Here is an 18,499-nt window from a genome sequence, read left to right as displayed (position 1 = left end):
ATTTTACCGATAAGTGATGAGTCAAAAACCATGTCATTGCGAGCGCAGCGTGGCAATCGCACGGAAGCAGGGCTGCTTTGTATAGCGCGCAATTGCCACATCACACCACGGCACAATCACTGGTACAAGTTAAGCCCTATAAGAGAAAAAATCAGTACGTTTTTACTATTGGGTTTCAAGCGTCAGAATAAGATTACGATCGGACGTGTGATAATATCCAATTCTTACATAAAGCCCCTCTTTGAACACTCCGCCGTGTGAAGCTGCATTGTGATAGCCCCCTATACCTGTTTCGTAATCAGAAAACTGAAAGGGCACATTCTTAACTTTAAAAAACTCGTTTGCATGTCCGGTATAAGGCATGGGGTCAAAATCAGTTACTTTTCCCGTTATAAATGTAAGTTGATGATTTGTATAAACTTTTCGCAGGTTTAAAAAGTTAGGGATAATCAGGCCTCCAATCAAAAAAAATATCCCCCCAATAAAAAAAGAGCCGAACAATGCGCCATTCCACGCTTCATCACCTCCAAGTAATTCAAAAATATGCGTAATTAAATTTTCCTTTTTAAAATAGTAGGATAATGTAGCAAATACAAACAAAGCTAAAACCAAGCCTACAATAAAAGGGATAGTTAGATCAGAATAGTCATCAAGATAATTGTAAACCAAATGAAGTTTAGGCATAAGCTATTGCGGTGCTCAAAACTATAGTAATGTCAATTAGATACCAAATAAATGTTGTTAGCGAATCCTATAGTACTTAAGCTTGCGTGTCGGCGTTAACAACGCACACAATAAAAATCAGGTTAAACTCTTAAACTGATTCCTCTCCATCAGCCTTGCTTTAATAAGCACATAGATCCGGTTAAAGATCACTGCTACGGCCGGGATGCCAAGCCAGTGCGCACGAAACGAATTGCTGATATCGCCGTGAAAAAGATAAATAATGCTATGCCCCAGACCGCAGCCCGGGCACCAGCCTATGCCCATCAGCTTTAGAGGGCACAAGGTAAAGTGCGATTCTTCGGTTGGCGAGGTCATCGCCAGTGAAAGCATCGCAGCGGTCCAGAACAATAGTTCAAAATAGTTTGAAAAAAAGCGCCTAATCAAGTTTGTTTGCTTTATTGGTAAATAACAATGATACCGCGAAGGCGAGCAGTACTCCAACTATCAATGCACCAAAAATCCGTTCAGAAAAATCCTTTATGTTATCGCCCGATGATGAAACGTAACTGATATAAAGTATTGAGCCAAAAACGGCAATGATACCGCCTACAATTAATATCTTAAAGCTTTGAAAAAGGGCTTCTAAAAAACCCATTTGGCCATTACAGTCATTTTTTCGATAGCTCATGATACCGAAAAAAAGGCCGATAGCCGGTATTATAAATGAAAAGTATTCGGCCGGGGCAACTACATCTTTTTGCGGCATAACACCAAACCGCGGCATGGCAAATATCCAGATAATACTTAATATGCCGATGATTCCCCCTGATAACGCTGCATTCTTCATAATTAAATAATTAAGGTTGAGTTTATAAATCGGTATGCATGTTTTACATACATAAATTTATCATTAAAAAGTAAATAAGCCCTCATATTGTTTGCATTAATTTTAGCCTGATGCTTTTTTATTTTGGCTTTTCTTTTTTGTTTATCTTTGCCGCGGTTTGAACATCCGTGATATATTAGACAGATATAAGGCTGATGACAGGATAAAAGCGTTAGCTACCGCGCTTAACGCCTCAAAAAATCCAAGAGTACAGCTACGTGGTTTGGTGGGATCAAGCGATTCGGCCATGGCGGTAGCATTGTATTTTTTGCAGCACAAACACATGGTGTTTGTACTGCCCGATCGCGAAGAAGCAGGCTATTTCCAGGCCGACCTGGAAAACCTTACCGGCAAAGAAGCCCTGCTGTTCCCCTCATCATACCGAAAGCCCTTTGAATTTACCCAGCCCGATAGCAGCAATGTGCTTGCCCGAGCCGAGGTGTTGAATGAGCTTAACCACAGTACCGAATATGGGCAACTTATTGTTACCTACCCCGAAGCCCTGGCCGAAAAGGTAATTGACCGGTCATCGCTTGAAAAAAACACCCTCGAAATAGCTGTTAGCAATAAGCTCAGTATCGATTTTATCAACGAGTTTTTGATAGAGTACGATTTTGAACGGGTTGATTTCGTGTACGAACCCGGGCAGTTCTCTATTCGTGGCGGCATTGTAGATATCTTCTCATTTTCGCACGTGTTGCCTTACCGGGTTGAGTTCTTCGGCGATTTTATTGAATCGATCCGCACGTTTGAGATCGAGAGCCAGCTCTCTGTCGAGCATGTTAAGAGCATTACCATTGTACCCAATGTACAATCCAAATTTTTAACCGAAAACAATATTTCCCTGCTTGAATATGTTGAGCAAGGCACACAGGTATGGATCAAAGATGTTCAGTTTACGCTGGATATTATCCAAACCGGCTATAAAAAAGCGGTAAACCTGTGGAAGGCTCTTTCTGCAGATGAAAAAGCGCAAAATCCCGATTGGATAGATCCTAAATTTGGCTTTACCGACGAAAAACTGATCGGCGATCAGCTCCATGATTTCCCGGTGGTGGAGTTTGGCAAGCAGTTTTTTTATCATGATGCAACCGTTGTCAACTTTGATATGCGGCCGCAGCCATCGTTCAATAAAGATTTTACGCTGCTCATCCACAACTTTAAAAATAACGAGGCCGATAAGATTGAGAATTTTATCTTGACCGATTCGGCCAAACAGGTTGAGCGTTTATATGCCATTTTAGACGACCTGGACAAAACTGTAAAATTTACGCCAATAAGTATTTCGGTACGCGAAGGTTTTATTGACCAGGAGCAAAAAATTGCTTGTTATACCGATCACCAGATCTTTGATCGTTACTATAAATACAAAACCCGTAAGGGCTACCAGCGCTCGCAGGCCATCACCCTTAAGGAGCTCCGCGATCTTAAACCCGGTGATTATGTTACCCACATAGACCACGGCATAGGCAAATATGCCGGATTGGAAAAGGTGGATGTGAATGGCAAGCAACAGGAAATGATCAGGCTTATTTATGCCGATAACGACCTGCTGTATGTGAACATCAACTCGCTTAACCGCATCTCCAAATTCAGCGGCAAAGAGGGTTCAGTTCCCAAAATGAATAAACTGGGTACCGATACGTGGGAACGCCTCAAAAAAACAACAAAAAAAAAAGTTAAGGACATAGCCCGCGACCTGATCAAGCTTTATGCAGTCCGTAAAGCCCAGCATGGCAATGCCTTTTCGCCCGATAGTTACCTCCAAACCGAACTTGAAGCATCATTCCTGTATGAGGATACCCCCGACCAGGAAAAAGCTACGGCAGACTTTAAAAGGGACATGGAATCGCCCCACCCTATGGACCGCCTTATTTGCGGCGACGTAGGTTTTGGTAAAACCGAAGTTGCCGTTCGGGCAGCCTTTAAAGCGGTTGCTGATAGCAAGCAGGTAGCGATATTGGTACCTACAACAATCCTTGCAGCACAGCATTACAAAACATTCACCGATAGGCTCAAGGGCTTTCCGGCTAACATTGATTACGTTAACCGCTTTAAATCAACCAGGCAGATCAAGGATACGCTGGAAAAGCTAAAAGAAGGCAAGGTAGATATCATCATAGGCACTCACCGCCTGGTGAGCAAGGATGTGAAGTTCAAAGATCTTGGCCTGATGATCATTGACGAAGAACAGAAGTTTGGCGTATCAACCAAAGAAAAGCTAAAGCAGATGCGCGCCAACGTGGATACGCTTACCTTAACGGCTACACCAATCCCGCGTACGCTCCATTTCTCGTTGATGGGAGCGCGTGACTTATCCATTATATCAACCCCACCGCCAAACCGTCAGCCGGTTGTTACCGAGCTGCATGTGTTTAATGATAAACTGATCAAAGAAGCCGTTGAGTTTGAAATTGACCGCGGCGGACAGATCTTCTTTATCCACAACCGCGTGGCCGACTTGCCCCAACTGGGCGGCATGATCCGTAAGCTTGTACCTAAAGCACGTATAGGCATTGCCCACGGCCAACTGGAGGGGGATGACCTGGAAGATGTAATGCTCAAGTTTGTTAACCACGAATATGATGTACTGGTGGCTACAACTATCATTGAAGCCGGGTTGGATATCCCTAATGCCAATACCATCATCATCAACTACGCTCACATGTTTGGCTTGAGCGATTTGCACCAGATGCGTGGCCGTGTGGGCAGGAGCAACAAAAAGGCATATTGTTATTTGTTAAGTCCACCGTTGTCAACGCTAACCAGCGAGGCCCGCAAGCGCCTCAGCGCTATTGAAGAATTCAGCGACCTGGGCAGCGGCTTTAACGTGGCCATGCGCGATTTGGACATCCGCGGCAGCGGCAACCTGCTTGGTGCCGAACAAAGTGGTTTCATTGCCGAAATAGGCTTTGAAATGTACCATAAGATCCTTGACGAAGCCATACAGGAACTTAAGGAAGACGAATTTAAAGGCGTATTCCCCGAGGATAAGCCCCGTCCATACATCTCCTTTACCCAAATTGACACCGACCTGGAGATCCTCATTCCAGATGAGTATGTAACCAATCTTTCCGAGCGATATAACCTGTATACCGAACTTTCCAAACTGGAAAACGAGGTAGAACTGCAGGCATTTCAACAAAAACTGCATGACCGCTTTGGCCCGGTGCCTGCACAGGTTGATGGACTGCTCAATACCCTGCGCCTGCAGTGGCTGGGCAAGGCAATTGGCTTTGAAAAAATCTCGCTCAAGAAAAATGTTTTGAGAGGCTATTTTATTACCAATCAGCAATCAAGCTATTTTGAAACGGAGGCTTTCAGGAATGTACTGAGCTTTGTACAGGCCAACCCAAGGCGCACAAACCTGAAGGAGGTTAAAAACACGCTTCGGTTAGGCATTGAGGGTATTGATAGTGTTGACGAAGCTGTGAAGATGCTGAGCGAGGTTGCTGGGATAGGGTAAATCTAATAATTTAATTTTTCCTACCCCTTGCTACCGTGTCCTCACGGCAACATTGCTTTATACATTAGTGAAGAGAGTTGGTGCGAAAACATTGGTTAAAGAGTTGGCGTGAGGACACGCCAACAGGGAGTAAAAAACGGTTGCCATGTCCCCACGGCAACACACAAGTTACATCGCATCCATATAATGCGTTAACCAATCAAACTTTTTATCCTCCTGCTCATAAAACGAACATGATGAAAAATAATAATTATTGGGGTTATCGGTTAAATTCCAATGCGCCTGTAAGGGGTTGAGGTGAATGTAATCCAACTTTTGTTCTAACATTTTTCGGTCGAACACTTTTATCGGCAATGAATTGGTTTGCCAAAACAGGTAATTCCGGTTTTTCAAATCGGTTTTAAACTTTGCCAGTAACTGCTCATCTGTCGCCCGCAATTCGTCTAAAAACTGATGCCCGGTAAACTTCATAAAGCTGGCAAAAGGCTTCTCCTTGCCATTCATTTTTGATCCCGACCAAATCAGGTGAATGTGATTAGGCATAATTACAAAACCATAGATCTCTATTTTTTTCTGTTTAACCAGGTAGATCAGGCTGTTTAAAACGATGTGTTTAAATTTATCGGATTGAAGCAGCGGCATCCAGTTGTTAATTGTGGCAGTATAAAAATAAATCTCATCAAATTCCATTAAATAAACTTAATAAGAATTTGGAAAAACGATAACAGCCTGGAGAATAAAGTTTATCTGGCATGTTGTCGTGGGGACACGACAACCGGGGATGGATTTGTAGCTTGTCGGGACTTGCTATCAGATCTGTTGTTAAACAATAAAAGCTAACGGAAAATCCGTTAGCTTTTATTGTTTGTTAGGTTTGTTATTCTCCGTTGCCGTGTCTCCACGGCAACATATCGGGTGTAAAAAACCTATGTTATCCTACTTTTTTGTAAATATCAGACAGGTTTCTGCCCATTTCTTTGTAATCAAGTCCATAGCCTACCACAAACTCGTTTTCAATTTCAAAGCCTACGTACTTAAGCTCATCTATCTTTTTTTGCAGGGCGGCTGGCTTTAATAATAAGGAACATAATTTCAACGATGCCGGTTCTCTTAAATTCAATTTTTCAATTAAATAATGAGCGGTATTTCCGGTATCAACAATATCTTCAATAATAAGCACATCACGTCCTTTTATATCAACAGTTAAATCTATATCCTCGCGTATTTTTAATGTACTGGTGGTACCACCGTAGTATGAGGCCAATTTGGTGAAGTTTATCTCACAAGGAATTGATACCTGTTTAATCAGGTCGGCTATAAAAAGAAAGCTGCCGTTGAGTACGCCAACTAAAACCGGAACCGTATCTTTAAAATCTTCACTTATCTGCGCGCCAATGGTTTTTACACGTTCTTCTATCTGCTGGGCGGTTATCAATACTTCAAATCCAAGATCGGCAATTTGTTTTTTCATTCGGAGGTAGGCTTTTAAATGTTTTCCAACGCATATAAATATCATTTAACAGTAGATGCAATTGGGTTTAAGCGCCTAAAATACTATAAATCACTTACAATAACATGAAAAATAATTGTGACATATAACCTTATCTTTGCAGCCGAATGATTGACTATCAACTTTATACTTTGCCCAATGGCATTCGTATACTTTATAAGCACTGGCCATCGGCAATTACCCATTGCTGCTTTATTGTAAATGCAGGCTCTCGTGATGAGATTCCAGGCCAGGAAGGACTTGCACATTTTATCGAGCACCTGCTATTCAAAGAAACCGAGCGCCGTAATACTAACCAAATCCTTAACAGGCTTGAACTTGTTGGCGCCGATTTGAATGCTTACACCACCAAAGAATATACCTGCATCCATGCATCGTTGCTTAACCAGCATCTCGACCGCACGATGGATCTTTTTGAAGATATTTTATTTCATTCCACATTTCCGGATGATGAGCAGGAAAAAGAACGCGGGGTTATTTTAGATGAAATAGCATCTTATCTTGATCAGCCGGAAGAAGCCATACAGGATGATTTTGAGGAGCTGTTGTTTAAAGGGCACCCCATGGGCCAAAACATTTTAGGTACGCCAGAAACCGTTGGCAGGCTTAATGGCGACGACATCCGCAGCTTTATAGCATCCAACTACAACACAACCGAGATGATTTTTGCCGTACATGGCAATTATGATTTCAAAAAGCTGGTTGCCATGTCCGAAAAATACTTCGGGCATATCCCGCTCAATCAACTTCAAAAAAAGCGTGTAAAACCAGCATTAAGCCCTGCCGGCATTCATCTTGTTAACAAACCTATTTCACAAACCCATTGTATTATAGGTACCCAGGCATACCCATCGGGGCATGACCATAAATGGGGGTTATTATTACTAAATAACCTGTTAGGTGGTGTTGGCATGAGCAGCCGGCTTAACCTCGAGATCAGGGAAAAACATGGTATAGCATACACCGTCGAATCAAATTATACACCGTTAACTGATACAGGCATCTTCTCCATCTATTTTGGTACCGATACCGAAAAAGCGAACAAAGCTTCAAAACTGGTTCATAAAGAATTAAAAAAACTGAGGGAGCAAAAGCTTGGTAGCTTGCAGTTACACCAGGCCCAGCAAAAATTTATCGGGCAAATAGCATTAGCCGAAGAAAACCGCATGAGCCTCATTATTGCTATGGCCAAAAGCATGGTTGATTTTAACCGGATTGACACACTCGAAGAGATCTTTGAAAAAATCAACAAAGTGAGCGCCGAACAATTGCTGGAGATCAGTAATGAAATTTTTGATAATAACAGCTTGATCACTTTGCTGTTTGAGCCTAAACAATAATCCTTTATTTTTGCAAGATGAAGTATCCTATCATTGCCTACGGTGATCCTGTTTTAAGAAAGAAAGCTACGGCCATTGAGCCCGACGAATATCCGCATATAAAAGAACTGGTTGAAAATATGTTTGAAACCATGTATGCCGCCCGTGGGGTTGGTTTGGCTGCGCCGCAGGTGGGCATGTCAATGCGTTTATTTGTGGTTGACGCTACCCCTTTTGATGATGACGAACCCGAGCTGAAGGATTTCAAAAAGGCATTCATTAATGCTACTATACTGGAAGAAACCGGCGAAGAATGGGGCTTTAACGAAGGCTGCCTGAGCATCCCGGATATCCGCGAGGATGTATACCGCAAACCAGTGGTACGCATGTCATATTATGATGCCGATTGGAAACACCACGAAGAAACTTTTAAGGGGATGGCAGCGCGCGTTATCCAGCATGAATATGACCATATTGAAGGTAAGCTGTTTACCGATAAGCTAAGCCCGCTGCGCAAACGCCTCATCGAAAAAAAACTTAACGATATTTCAAAAGGGATGGTTGACGTGGATTATAGAATGAAGTTTCCCAACCTAAAAAAAGGACGATAATTTTTAATAAAAACAAACAAGGCCGCTGAATAGCGGCCTTGTTTGTTTTAGAGCAAATTCATTTGTATCATTTTTATGAGGTTGCCTGATTAAACCAATCAACATAATTTACGTCTTTGAATTGGCATTTTTAATGTGTTATATTTACACAACCAATCAAAAAAACATAACCAATGACTACCAGACGCTCATTCCTTAAAACTTCGGCGCTACTTTCAGCAGGCCTGTTGGCAGCACCAAATCTTTTTGCATATGATAAAAAATATATCGGCTTGCAATTATATACAGTGCGCGATGCCATGGCAGCCGATCCGGCGGCGGCTTTAGCCAAAGTTGCCGGCTTAGGCTTTACCTCTGTTGAAGGTGCTACTTACACCGGCAACGAGTTGTTTTACGGAAAGAGCCCGGCTGATTTTGCTGCGCTGTTGAAACAAAATGGGCTCATCATGCCAAGTGCACACTATCGCTTAGGCGAAGAACTTGTAAACGGTGAGCACCAAAAAGGCACCATTATGAACGACTGGAAGAAAGCGGTTGACGACGCTGCTGCTGCCGGTGTGAAATATATGGTATGTGCATATCTGTCACAATCAGAACGTGGCGATCTTGATCATTATAAAAAAATAGCCAATATGCTTGATGTAGCCGGCGAAACCTGTAAAGGTGCAGGTATCCAGCTTTGCTACCATAACCACGATTTTGAGTTTATACAGGAAAATGGCAAATACCCTTACGAAATATTGCTCGATAGCACTGATAAAAACCTGGTAAAAATGGAAATGGACCTTTATTGGGTTACCAAAGCCAATCAGGACCCTATCGCGCTCATCAACAAGCACCCGGGCCGCTTCCCGCTATGGCATGTTAAAGACATGGACAAAACGCCCGAAAAGAAATTTACTGAAGTAGGCAATGGCGTTATCGACTTTAAAAAGATCTTTACCCAGGCAAAAAAATCAGGCCTGCAATATTTCTTCGTGGAACAGGATGTTTGCCCAGGTGATCCGTTTGACAGCATTTCGCAAAGTATCAGCTATATTAAAAAGAACCTGGTGTAATATTGCTTTTACACACATATTCAAAGGCCTGCATTTAAAACAAAATGCAGGCCTTTTTATTTAATAGGTATAATCAACTTACAACATTAACGTTAAGGAAGAATGAGCCCGGCAATCATCAAATATCTCATAATTATCCTACTGGCATCTTTCCTGTTTGCCTGTGCGGCCGAAGCTCAAACCGGGAAGCAAGCCCTTCAAATTAATAAAACACGTTAATTATCTTAAGGTGCTATGTCGTACCAATTCCATAACTAATAACAAGAGGTCATGTTGAACTTGTTTCAACACCACACGTGCTAAGTAGCCACGCTGAGTAAATTGGCTACCTGTGCTGTGGGAAGCAGAAACAAGTTAAGCACGATTTGGTGGAGATATCATTTCACATTCAAGGCTTCTGCTATGTTTGTTAACTCAATGAAGGTTAACTTTCTTTCTGGTGCTGCCTCTCCACTCCCTGAACCTACTGAAGAAAACGATAGCCAGCAAACAAAGCACACAGCCGCAAATGCCATTTAATCGCAAACCATAGTCGTTACCCGGATCTTTACCATAGATCGTTAAAAAAGCAAACAATGCAATACCCAAAGTTTGCCCAAGCTTTACAAACAGGTATTTAACCGCAAAGAACATCCCTTCACGATTTTCGCCGGTACGCTTAGCCTCGTGTTGTGCTATTTCGGCAAGTATCGCGTTGGGCAGAATACCCAGTGAAGCCAGCGGAAACGATGCGCTGATAACCAATGTATAAATCTGAACCTGCGGTGTAAGCGGAAGTTTTCCCAGGAAAAATATTGCCACAAAAATCAAGCTCAGCAATCCAAACGAAAAAAGTACGATTGGTTTTTTACCGATTTTCTGCGACAGGTAATTAACCAGCGGGTAAAACAGCAGTGATACCAGCACCATGGTAGCCATAAGCTCTCCACCCATTGATTCGGGCAGGTTTAACAGCGATTTAAGGAAAAACAGCAAGCCGCTTGATATAATACTTAATGCCATGTAGAACGAAAAATCGGATATCAGGTAATATTTGAAATTACGGTTCTGAAAGGTTTTTTGAATGGCCGGAAATAGCGATAGATGCGACGGGTGACCATTGGCATACTGTTTTTCATCGATAGCAAATACCGGTATCAGCATCACCAGTCCCGCAAATACGGCAAGCCCCCAAATGGTGTATTGCACAGCTGTTTCGCGGTTAGTTATACCGGCAAAATGTTCAACCCAGTCGGCAAAATTATTAACCATAGCCGATAGGATGATCCCTATCACAAAGCCCACCTGCTGTAATGACGATAGTTTAACACGTTCGCGCCCTGTATGGGTGAGCTCGGGCAGCAGCGCATTATAGGGGATGATATAAGCCGTAGCGCCCATAAAAAAGCACATAAGCGTAAAAGTAAGCCAGTATGCATTATGAACACTTTCAACTTTTAATACGGGGCAAAAAGTTAAACCACAAAATAAAACGGCAGGCAAAACCGCCCATTTCATAAAAGGAATACGCCGCCCGCGCCGGTTTTCACTTTTATCACTAAGTGAGGCTATAAACGGGTCAAAAAAGGCATCCACCAATCGGCCGGAAGCTGTTATTACGGACATGATATTGAACAGTCCGAAAAGCAGCAACTGGGGTACCAGCGGGGTAAGCCCGGCATTGTTTGGCGGCAGGTAAAAGTAAGGCAGCATCACGATGATAATATTGGTCATGATGCTCCATCCTATCATTCCGCAGGCATAAGCAAGCTGTTTGGAAAGTGGTAGTTTATTGGCCGGCATTGAATGCAATATGCAAATATTACATTACATATAACGCTGTTCTCAACCTCAATTTTTTACAACCCTGCGTAATAATCATACCCCTGCTCGGCCCAGTAATCGGGGGGGCGGTTACTACTGAAAGAGATACTTCCTATCCGTTTCAGGTTTTTGATGCCATATTTTACCGGAATGATAAGCCTTAACGGTGCGCCATGCTTTGGTGGCAGGGGCTTTTCGTTCACCTCATAGGCCAGCAAAGTCTGCGGGTGCATTGCGCTCGGCATATCAACGCCAACATAATATTCTTTGTCGGGCGTTTCCATACCTACGTACTCAAATCGGGTTTCGGCATCGAGCTTAAAATGAGCTATAAAATCGCTGAATTTCACCCCACCCCAATGCGAGATCTGATCCCAGCCTTCCACGCATTTAAAATCATAAATGATCTCTGTTTTAGGAAGTTTCTTTATTTCGTCGATACCGATGTTCAACATCTCGCCGGTATGTTTTTTAACCGACAGTTTCCAGGCGTCTATGTCAATCAATCCCTCCGAGCCAATGTCGCTGTTATGGCGCACCACTTTCGCCGCCATCTCTTTAGGGTAAGTTTTTACCAGGTTTTTATTACTGTATAACTGGCGCACCACCTTTTCGTTGGCATTAAGCACTGCACGCAATGGCTTATGGGCCTCTCCTGTTATACCCGGCACCTCATTGGGCGAAGTATAAAGCCAGCGCCAGCCTCCGTATGCAGCTCCTCCTAATACCAGGAAACTACCGAACGAGATAAAATTGCGCCGGCTAATCTTCTGCTCAACGGTAAGCTCCCTCTTTGGAGCCTTATTTCTGCTGAAAACCTTACTCAGTTTTTTCGTTAGTTTCATCGCTTTGAATTTGAATAGCGGGCAGCGGCTTTTCATCTATTACCTCAAAACCCGAAATAACCGACCTGAAATTATTCCAGCCGGCAAGTACCACCTGTACAACATGCACCAGGAAAAACAGCACATAGCCAATAGTGAGGACAAAATGCCAGATACGGGCCAGATGGTACCCGCCGCAAATCCAGGCCAGGTAATTAAACTGTACCGGCTTATAAATAGCAAGCCCCGTTATCAGCGAGCCAAAGCCCATTACAATAATTGCTGTGTAGGCAATGCGCTGGGCGGCGTTGTATTTGTTTTGAGGGGGCGCCATTTTACGGATGTGCAGATCATGCAAAACTACCCGCCAGGCCTCTTTAAATGAATGGCGGTTAGGCACAAGCTCCCGCCATTGGCCCGATATTATAGTGTATGACACATACAAAAAGCCATTGAGCGCAAAAAACCACATAAACAAAAAATGGAAAGCCATCCCCTCGGCCAGCCGCCGCGGAATATGCAATGCATCATAAAAGCCCTGCGGAAAAAACCGGATAAAAGTAACACTGAAAATAGTGAACGTATAGGTGTCGTTGGCCCAGTAAATGAGCAGCCCGCTCCAGATCATGATAGAGAGGATGGGAAAGTTTACCCAATGCGTCCAGCGCATTAACAGCGGGTGCTTTTCTTTTATTACTTTCATCTAAATGCTACTTATTTTTGGCACAACCAGTTTTTAATTAATTAAATGTTTGGGGTGTATTTCCTAATCAATCGCCGCTGTTACTTTAAACTGAGCTTTTGATGCGCCTAAAACAGCACCGTTACCCGTGTTTTGCACAAAACCTATAACCTCCCATCCCTGAGCGTTAAACCCGGCGGGCAAAGTAAGAGTTGTACTACCGGCATTTTTGCTTAAAGGCAGGGTTTGCAGGTTACGTACAATTTGGGCATGCGCCAGTGTACGGCCACCGTTTTCACCACGTTCAACTTTTATCACGGCTTGCTTTTGCACCAGCGCCAGCGATATAACATTATTGCCACGCCCTGTATTGCCTTCAATTTTATATTGTATAGTAGCCGTATTATTAGCGTTACGGGCAACATCCAGGTTTACGTTAACATCGTCCCCGCCCTGCAAGCCATTTTTAATGGCATTGCGTAAAGCCCCTTCCTGTGAGCCAACAAACTCCGTTTTCCCGTTAACCACAATCTGCGGCGTATATACCTGCGACAGCTTTAACCACCGGGCATATTCATTTTGCCGTTTTGAATAATCGGCATTGCTAAAAACGTCTTTCCAGCCAAGGCGGTTCCAGTAGTCAACATGGTAAGCCAAAATATAAACAGGCTTATCTCCTATTTCTTTCTGCACTTTAGCTACCAGCTCATCCGCCGGCGGGCAGCTGGAACAACCCTCGGAAGTGAACAGTTCTACCAAGGCAAAGCCTTTGCCTTCGGGCTTTAATTTTTCGATTCTCTTATTGTTAACAAACGCCGATGAAATGATTACTGCACCTATTAAAAAAGGTGCAAGCATCAATACGCTGATCTTTCTCATTTTATTAGGATTAAATGAAATACGTTTTTATTGCTTTGTCGGGTTTACGGGAATAACCTTACAACAAATTTTCTTTTTTTTGGCTGATATAAATATCGGCATAATAAGCTCATTATCAACACAGGCTACGTAACTTAGCAGTTAGCAGACGGCGCCAAAAAAACAAACTTAGTTTTGAGCCAATTTTTTGTAAGGATTTGCGCCTGCACCCGACTAATCCCGTAATTGTATAAGCATATTGCATTCCATGACAACCGAAACTAATGTATTAAACCCTCATAAGTGGGTTGCCGCCTATGCCGATTACCTGTACATGTATGCCATTGTGCGGATCAACGACGAGGATTTGGCTAAAGACCTGGTACAGGAAACCTTTTTGGCAGCTCTTGAAAAGGTTAATCGGTTTGAAGGCAAAAGCACCGAGCGAACGTGGCTTACCGCCATCCTTAAAAATAAAATTATTGATGTATACCGCAAAAAGTCGTCGGGGCTTGCCATAGCTTCGGCCAATAGAGCGGCGCAGGAACAGGATGAATTTTTTGAAGAAGATAACGGTCACTGGAAAGCAGAATACGCCCCGCACCCTATTGCCGCAATGGATGAGCAAGATCCCTTATTAAAAAAAGAGCTGAACAGCATCCTGCAAAAATGCCTGCAAAAGCTTCCGGCCCTGTGGAACGCGGTTTTTATCATGAAACACATTGATGACGCGCCCACCGAAAATATTTGTACCGAGCTGCATGTTACCCAGGCCAACTTTTGGGTAATCATTCACCGGGCTAAAGTTAACCTGAGGGCTTGTATCCAAAAAAACTGGAATTAAAATGAGTTACTTAAAAAAAGTCATATATAACTGCAAACAAGCTACTTTCCTGATTGAAAAGAAGCAGCTTAAGCGGCTTAGCTTCCGCGAAGAAATTGAGCTGCGTATCCACCTGGCGGGTTGCGGCATGTGCGTACTGTATAATAAACAAAGCCGCGTTATTAATAATATGGTGCAGCAGCTTTTTCATAGTTCGCTTAAAAACGAATTGAAACTGGATGATGCTTTTAAAGCAGACTTGCAGGCGAGGATTGAAGAGGCGTTGGACAATAACTAAATAAGTTAAAAACGTTTAAATCCTGGGCCTCTGAAGGCAAAATGACATCCAGTAAAGAGGGCTGTCACCCTGAGTGTTTAAATCCGGCGAATTCTGAAGATGAAATGACATCTCCACGCTGTCATGCTGAACTTGTTTCCGCACATCCGTTGCTAAGGATGCTCCATGCGGCTTATCTTGCGGGTTCCCGAAACAAGTTCGGGATGACGCCGTTTTTTTAAATTGTTATAAGTAGCGAGAGCGAAGAATGACAGGCTTTTTAACATGTCCTTTGTCTTTTTAATGATTATCCCTATCCTTCGTATCCATTATGATAGTTACCGGGCCGTCATTCAGCAGATTAATCTTCATATCTGCACCAAAAATGCCCGTTGCTATCTTTTTACCTGTCAGTGTTTCAAGCGTTTGAACCATTTGCTCATACATCGGAATGGCCTTATCCGGTTTAGCGGCCCTTAAAAATGAAGGGCGGTTTCCCTTTTTGGTTTGAGCGAAAAGGGTAAACTGGGAAATCAGCAGGATATCCCCGTTAACATCAGCAAGGGCTTTGTTCATGAGGCCGTTTTCATCGCCAAAAACACGCATACCTGTAATTTTACCGGCCAGCCATTGCAGGTCTTCGGTGGTATCAGCGTCTTCAATTCCTAATAAAACTAAAAATCCGGCACTTATCTCACCTGTTATCTTTCCGTCAACAGTACAGCTTGCCTGGGTAACACGTTGTAGTACAGCCCTCATATATTTTTACACGAATTTCCTTTATATCGGCCACAATTTAGGCGAATTTCCCTAATCATCTACCTTGTATAAAGTAATTCGTGTAATTCGGTCAAATTCAAGTCATCATAAAAGCATTCGTGTCAATTCGATATCATTCGTACAATTAGTGTCAATTCCATTCGTGTAATTAGGGTGTAATTAATTAAGTTCGCAACCGCTATTATGTATATCTAATTAATAGGATAAAAAAATGAGTACCAAAAAAGGCTTCACTACCACCATATTACATGCCGACCGTCTTGGCAAACCCGAGCATGGTTCGTTGCATAAACCCATTCACACCTCGGTAACCTACGGACATGAGGATGTGCAGGATTTGGTTGATATTTTCCAGAATAAAAAAAGCGGTTATGCTTATTCGCGACAGGGTAACCCTACCATCACCGCGTTAGAGCAAAAGGTAACCCAAATGGAACATGGGGTATCAAGCATTGCTTTCTCAACGGGTATGGCCGCTATTTCGGCAACGGTAATGGCGCTTATTAAAGGTACCGATCATATTGTAGCCAGCTCGTTCCTGTTTGGTAACAGCCGCAGTATTTTCCAGACTTTTATTGATATGGGTATCAGCATTGATTTTGTTGATGCTACCTTGGTTGATAATGTACGTGCAGCAATAAAAGAAAACACCCGCATGGTGTTTGTTGAAACCATTGCCAACCCGGCCACCCAAATTGCCGACCTTAAAAACATTGGCGACCTGTGCCAGGAAAAAGGCATTTTATATGTGGTTGATAATACCATGACCTCGCCATACTTGTTTAACCCGGTTAACGTTAAGGCCAGCCTGGTGATCAATTCACTAACCAAATATATTGGCGGTCACGGTAACGCCCTTGGTGGCGCGGTAACTAACGCCGGCTTGTTCGATTGGGCAAACTATCCAAACATTTTCCCAGGCTTCAAAACAACGGTAAAGCCGGAGAATTTGGGCATGACCCAGATCCGTAAAAAAGGCTTGCGCGATAGCGGTGGTACCTTATCGCCCGAAGCTGCTCACTCCATCTCTGTTGGCGCCGAAACATTGGCCCTTCGCCTTGACCGTGCATGCAGTAATGCTTTAGCATTAGCCCAATATTTCGATAAGCACCCGAAAGTTAAAAAAGTATTTTATCCCGGCGTTGAATCGCACCCGCAACATGCTTTAGCAGGCGAGTTGTTTGCCCGCTACGGTGGTTTGATGAGTATCGAACTGGATGAAAGTATCGATTGTCTTGCCTTTTTAAACAAGTTAAAACTGGTTGTAAAATCAAGCAACCTTGGTGATACCCGCACGCTGGCCATCCCGGTTGCGCAAACCATTTTCTTTGAGCTTGGAGCCGAACGCCGTGCTGAAATGGGCATCCCCGAAAGTATGATCCGCCTATCTATTGGTATTGAGGACCTTGAGGATTTGCTTGAGGATTTTAAGACCGCTTTAGGCGAATAAATATCAAGGCCTTGTGTTATCCACAAGGTCTTTTTTATTGAAAGATTATTTGCTGACACCTTTCTTATCAGCCCGTAAAATAATTTTCAATAACCAATAGGGGTTTATATTCTGTTTGTTGTAATATAGGCGTATGAAAACCTATAAAACCTTGAAAACACTTCTTTGTGTGCTAACCTTTGTCCTGATAACCAACAGTATCCAGGCACAAGCCCAACAAGATTCTTTAACCATTAAACTACAACAGGCCTTTACGCAGGAAAGCCTCCCCGGTATGTATGTGATCATGACCGATGGCAATAAAATCACCTATGAGCAAGGCTTTGGTTATGCCGATATTGCCAATCAAATCCCCTATTCGGCAAATGCAGTTCAAAACATTGGCTCGGTGAGCAAAACATTTATTGCCATTGCGTTGATGAAAGCCATCGAACTAAAGTATTTTACGCTGGAAACAGATATTAATGATGTACTGCCTTTTAGGGTAACTAACCCTAACGATCCAAACGGAAAAATAACTATCAGAGAATTAACCAATCATACGTCGGGCATTGTCGACAATCCGGAGGTATACCATTACATCTATCATTTTTACCCCAAACTAAGGGCTTATGACAGTGTTTCAATAAGCACACTCAACCAAATGGGTTATGGTGATAAATTAAAGGACACTACCCTGACGCAATTCGTTTACAACTATTTATCGCCACAGGGCCAACATTACAGCAAAGCTAACTTTGGCGAAGGCCCGGCAGGGGGCACATCTTCATATAGCAACATTGGCTCGGCGTTGGTGGCTTATCTTATCGAACTTAAATCAGGGCTTTCTTACGCAGATTTTACTAAGAAGTATATCCTGAAACCTTTAAAAATGGATCATTCGGGCTGGCATATACCTGATATGGATTTAAAAAATCACGCCATATTATATCTTGATCAAAAGAACCGCTTCCCACTGTATGACCTGGTTACCTACCCGGACGGAGGCCTCAAAACCTCGCCCGAAGACCTGAGCAAATATCTGATGGCTATTGCCATGCATGATAAAAAGCTACTTACCGAAGCTTCTTACCAAACCATGTTTACCGCACAGTTCAGCAAAGAACATCCGCCCAAAAACATCAATTTAACTTATCGCAATAAAGGCATCTTCTGGAATTTATACACCAACGGTACCATAGGCCATGACGGCGATGATCCCGGCGTAGGCACTTATTTATTCTTTAACCCGTCAACCGGTAAAGGAGGTTTGTTTTTAACTAATAAGTATTTTCCCAATAAACAGGCTATTGTGGATGTGCTGGTGAAAGAAGCAGCGAAGAGATGATGTTGCTATAATACTGCATCAGCTGAAAAAAATGTCATTGCGAGGAACGAAGCAATCGCACGGAAGCATAGCGGCCCTGTATAGCATGCGATTGCCACGTCGTTCCTCCTCGCAATGACATATTTTTAACGGACTTCTCTCTAAAAAACTATACTTGTT

Annotated in this window: 18 protein-coding genes; 8 read left to right on the top strand and 10 right to left on the bottom strand. The window is 43.0% G+C overall.

Features of this window, described 5'->3' with window-relative positions; translation table 11 throughout:
- Positions 1-165: 165 nt before the first annotated feature.
- The 3 genes from BMX50_RS09695 to BMX50_RS09685 all read right to left on the bottom strand — a co-directional run bounded on the left by BMX50_RS09695 (position 166) and on the right by BMX50_RS09685 (position 1,513).
- Positions 166-684 (bottom strand): hypothetical protein, encoded by a 519-nt coding sequence (locus BMX50_RS09695; RefSeq protein ID WP_091210285.1) that lies wholly within the window; start codon positions 682-684, stop codon positions 166-168.
- 117 nt (positions 685-801) lie between these two features.
- Positions 802-1,074, bottom strand: a complete 273-nt coding sequence (locus BMX50_RS09690) for a DUF2752 domain-containing protein (protein ID WP_244280911.1) — start codon at positions 1,072-1,074, stop codon at positions 802-804.
- A gap of 28 nt (positions 1,075-1,102) precedes the next feature.
- On the bottom strand, positions 1,103-1,513 hold the full coding sequence (locus BMX50_RS09685) for a DUF4199 domain-containing protein (protein WP_091210283.1): 411 nt from the start codon (positions 1,511-1,513) through the stop codon (positions 1,103-1,105).
- 157 nt (positions 1,514-1,670) lie between these two features.
- Between BMX50_RS09685 and mfd the strand changes: the two genes are divergently transcribed.
- On the top strand, positions 1,671-5,018 hold the full coding sequence (mfd, locus tag BMX50_RS09680) for a transcription-repair coupling factor (RefSeq protein WP_091210282.1): 3,348 nt from the start codon (positions 1,671-1,673) through the stop codon (positions 5,016-5,018).
- A 168-nt stretch (positions 5,019-5,186) separates the two neighbouring features.
- Here mfd and BMX50_RS09675 read toward each other — a convergent pair whose 3' ends face one another.
- Both BMX50_RS09675 and hpt read right to left on the bottom strand, forming a co-directional pair.
- A complete protein-coding gene (locus BMX50_RS09675; protein ID WP_091210281.1) occupies positions 5,187-5,708 on the bottom strand; it encodes a transposase in 522 nt (173 codons plus the stop codon).
- Between the two features lie 241 nt (positions 5,709-5,949).
- Positions 5,950-6,489, bottom strand: a complete 540-nt coding sequence (gene hpt, locus BMX50_RS09670) for a hypoxanthine phosphoribosyltransferase (protein ID WP_091210280.1) — start codon at positions 6,487-6,489, stop codon at positions 5,950-5,952.
- Between the two features lie 149 nt (positions 6,490-6,638).
- On the opposite strand from hpt, the gene BMX50_RS09665 reads away from it, so the two are divergent.
- The 3 genes from BMX50_RS09665 to BMX50_RS09655 all read left to right on the top strand — a co-directional run bounded on the left by BMX50_RS09665 (position 6,639) and on the right by BMX50_RS09655 (position 9,516).
- Positions 6,639-7,868 carry a M16 family metallopeptidase gene (locus BMX50_RS09665; protein ID WP_208864680.1) on the top strand — a complete coding sequence of 410 codons (1,230 nt, stop codon included), beginning with the start codon at positions 6,639-6,641 and terminating at the stop codon, positions 7,866-7,868.
- 17 nt (positions 7,869-7,885) lie between these two features.
- Positions 7,886-8,458 (top strand): peptide deformylase, encoded by a 573-nt coding sequence (gene def / locus BMX50_RS09660; RefSeq protein ID WP_091210278.1) that lies wholly within the window; start codon positions 7,886-7,888, stop codon positions 8,456-8,458.
- Positions 8,459-8,631: 173 nt separating this feature from the next.
- The gene (locus BMX50_RS09655) at positions 8,632-9,516 is read left to right on the top strand and encodes a sugar phosphate isomerase/epimerase family protein (protein ID WP_091210277.1); all 885 of its coding nucleotides are present in this window, start codon (positions 8,632-8,634) and stop codon (positions 9,514-9,516) included.
- A 414-nt stretch (positions 9,517-9,930) separates the two neighbouring features.
- Here the strand turns inward: BMX50_RS09655 and BMX50_RS09650 are convergent, their stop codons facing one another.
- The 4 genes from BMX50_RS09650 to BMX50_RS09635 all read right to left on the bottom strand — a co-directional run bounded on the left by BMX50_RS09650 (position 9,931) and on the right by BMX50_RS09635 (position 13,704).
- Complete coding sequence (locus BMX50_RS09650) at positions 9,931-11,298, bottom strand: MFS transporter (RefSeq protein WP_091210276.1); 1,368 nt, start codon at positions 11,296-11,298, stop codon at positions 9,931-9,933.
- 56 nt (positions 11,299-11,354) lie between these two features.
- A complete protein-coding gene (locus BMX50_RS09645) occupies positions 11,355-12,164 on the bottom strand; it encodes a molybdopterin-dependent oxidoreductase (protein ID WP_167667850.1) in 810 nt (269 codons plus the stop codon).
- Positions 12,139-12,846 carry a cytochrome b/b6 domain-containing protein gene (locus BMX50_RS09640; RefSeq protein WP_167667849.1) on the bottom strand — a complete coding sequence of 236 codons (708 nt, stop codon included), beginning with the start codon at positions 12,844-12,846 and terminating at the stop codon, positions 12,139-12,141. The genes BMX50_RS09645 and BMX50_RS09640 overlap by 26 nt, the downstream gene beginning before the upstream one ends.
- 63 nt (positions 12,847-12,909) lie before the next feature.
- Complete coding sequence (locus BMX50_RS09635) at positions 12,910-13,704, bottom strand: DUF1223 domain-containing protein (protein ID WP_091210275.1); 795 nt, start codon at positions 13,702-13,704, stop codon at positions 12,910-12,912.
- 247 nt (positions 13,705-13,951) lie between these two features.
- Between BMX50_RS09635 and BMX50_RS09630 the strand changes: the two genes are divergently transcribed.
- Both BMX50_RS09630 and BMX50_RS09625 read left to right on the top strand, forming a co-directional pair.
- Positions 13,952-14,527 (top strand): sigma-70 family RNA polymerase sigma factor, encoded by a 576-nt coding sequence (locus BMX50_RS09630; RefSeq protein ID WP_091210274.1) that lies wholly within the window; start codon positions 13,952-13,954, stop codon positions 14,525-14,527.
- A 1-nt stretch (position 14,528) separates the two neighbouring features.
- On the top strand, positions 14,529-14,804 hold the full coding sequence (locus tag BMX50_RS09625) for a hypothetical protein (protein ID WP_091210273.1): 276 nt from the start codon (positions 14,529-14,531) through the stop codon (positions 14,802-14,804).
- Between the two features lie 279 nt (positions 14,805-15,083).
- On the opposite strand, the gene dtd is transcribed toward BMX50_RS09625, so the two are convergent.
- Positions 15,084-15,542 (bottom strand): D-aminoacyl-tRNA deacylase, encoded by a 459-nt coding sequence (gene dtd / locus BMX50_RS09620; protein WP_091210272.1) that lies wholly within the window; start codon positions 15,540-15,542, stop codon positions 15,084-15,086.
- Positions 15,543-15,774: 232 nt separating this feature from the next.
- On the opposite strand from dtd, the gene BMX50_RS09615 reads away from it, so the two are divergent.
- Positions 15,775-17,013, top strand: coding sequence for a cystathionine gamma-synthase family protein (locus tag BMX50_RS09615; RefSeq protein ID WP_091210271.1), 1,239 nt, complete (start codon positions 15,775-15,777; stop codon positions 17,011-17,013).
- A gap of 133 nt (positions 17,014-17,146) precedes the next feature.
- Positions 17,147-18,340, top strand: a complete 1,194-nt coding sequence (locus tag BMX50_RS09610; RefSeq protein WP_091210270.1) for a serine hydrolase domain-containing protein — start codon at positions 17,147-17,149, stop codon at positions 18,338-18,340.
- Positions 18,341-18,499 lie beyond the last annotated feature (159 nt).

Origin of the sequence: Mucilaginibacter gossypiicola (assembly GCF_900110105.1) — a bacterium.
GTDB lineage: Bacteria > Bacteroidota > Bacteroidia > Sphingobacteriales > Sphingobacteriaceae > Mucilaginibacter > Mucilaginibacter gossypiicola.
This window is presented reverse-complemented; position numbering and strand designations above follow the sequence as displayed.

Coding starts and splice junctions, on each gene's coding strand:
- def (WP_091210278.1), top strand. CDS start 7,886: ATGAAGTATCCTATCATTGCCTACGGTGATCCTGTTTTAAGAAAGAAA.
- BMX50_RS09640 (WP_167667849.1), bottom strand. CDS start 12,846: ATGAAAGTAATAAAAGAAAAGCACCCGCTGTTAATGCGCTGGACGCAT.
- BMX50_RS09655 (WP_091210277.1), top strand. CDS start 8,632: ATGACTACCAGACGCTCATTCCTTAAAACTTCGGCGCTACTTTCAGCA.
- BMX50_RS09615 (WP_091210271.1), top strand. CDS start 15,775: ATGAGTACCAAAAAAGGCTTCACTACCACCATATTACATGCCGACCGT.
- hpt (WP_091210280.1), bottom strand. CDS start 6,489: ATGAAAAAACAAATTGCCGATCTTGGATTTGAAGTATTGATAACCGCC.
- BMX50_RS09685 (WP_091210283.1), bottom strand. CDS start 1,513: ATGAAGAATGCAGCGTTATCAGGGGGAATCATCGGCATATTAAGTATT.
- BMX50_RS09630 (WP_091210274.1), top strand. CDS start 13,952: ATGACAACCGAAACTAATGTATTAAACCCTCATAAGTGGGTTGCCGCC.
- BMX50_RS09625 (WP_091210273.1), top strand. CDS start 14,529: ATGAGTTACTTAAAAAAAGTCATATATAACTGCAAACAAGCTACTTTC.
- BMX50_RS09645 (WP_167667850.1), bottom strand. CDS start 12,164: ATGAAACTAACGAAAAAACTGAGTAAGGTTTTCAGCAGAAATAAGGCT.
- BMX50_RS09635 (WP_091210275.1), bottom strand. CDS start 13,704: ATGAGAAAGATCAGCGTATTGATGCTTGCACCTTTTTTAATAGGTGCA.
- BMX50_RS09610 (WP_091210270.1), top strand. CDS start 17,147: ATGAAAACCTATAAAACCTTGAAAACACTTCTTTGTGTGCTAACCTTT.
- BMX50_RS09675 (WP_091210281.1), bottom strand. CDS start 5,708: ATGGAATTTGATGAGATTTATTTTTATACTGCCACAATTAACAACTGG.
- dtd (WP_091210272.1), bottom strand. CDS start 15,542: ATGAGGGCTGTACTACAACGTGTTACCCAGGCAAGCTGTACTGTTGAC.
- BMX50_RS09695 (WP_091210285.1), bottom strand. CDS start 684: ATGCCTAAACTTCATTTGGTTTACAATTATCTTGATGACTATTCTGAT.
- BMX50_RS09650 (WP_091210276.1), bottom strand. CDS start 11,298: ATGCCGGCCAATAAACTACCACTTTCCAAACAGCTTGCTTATGCCTGC.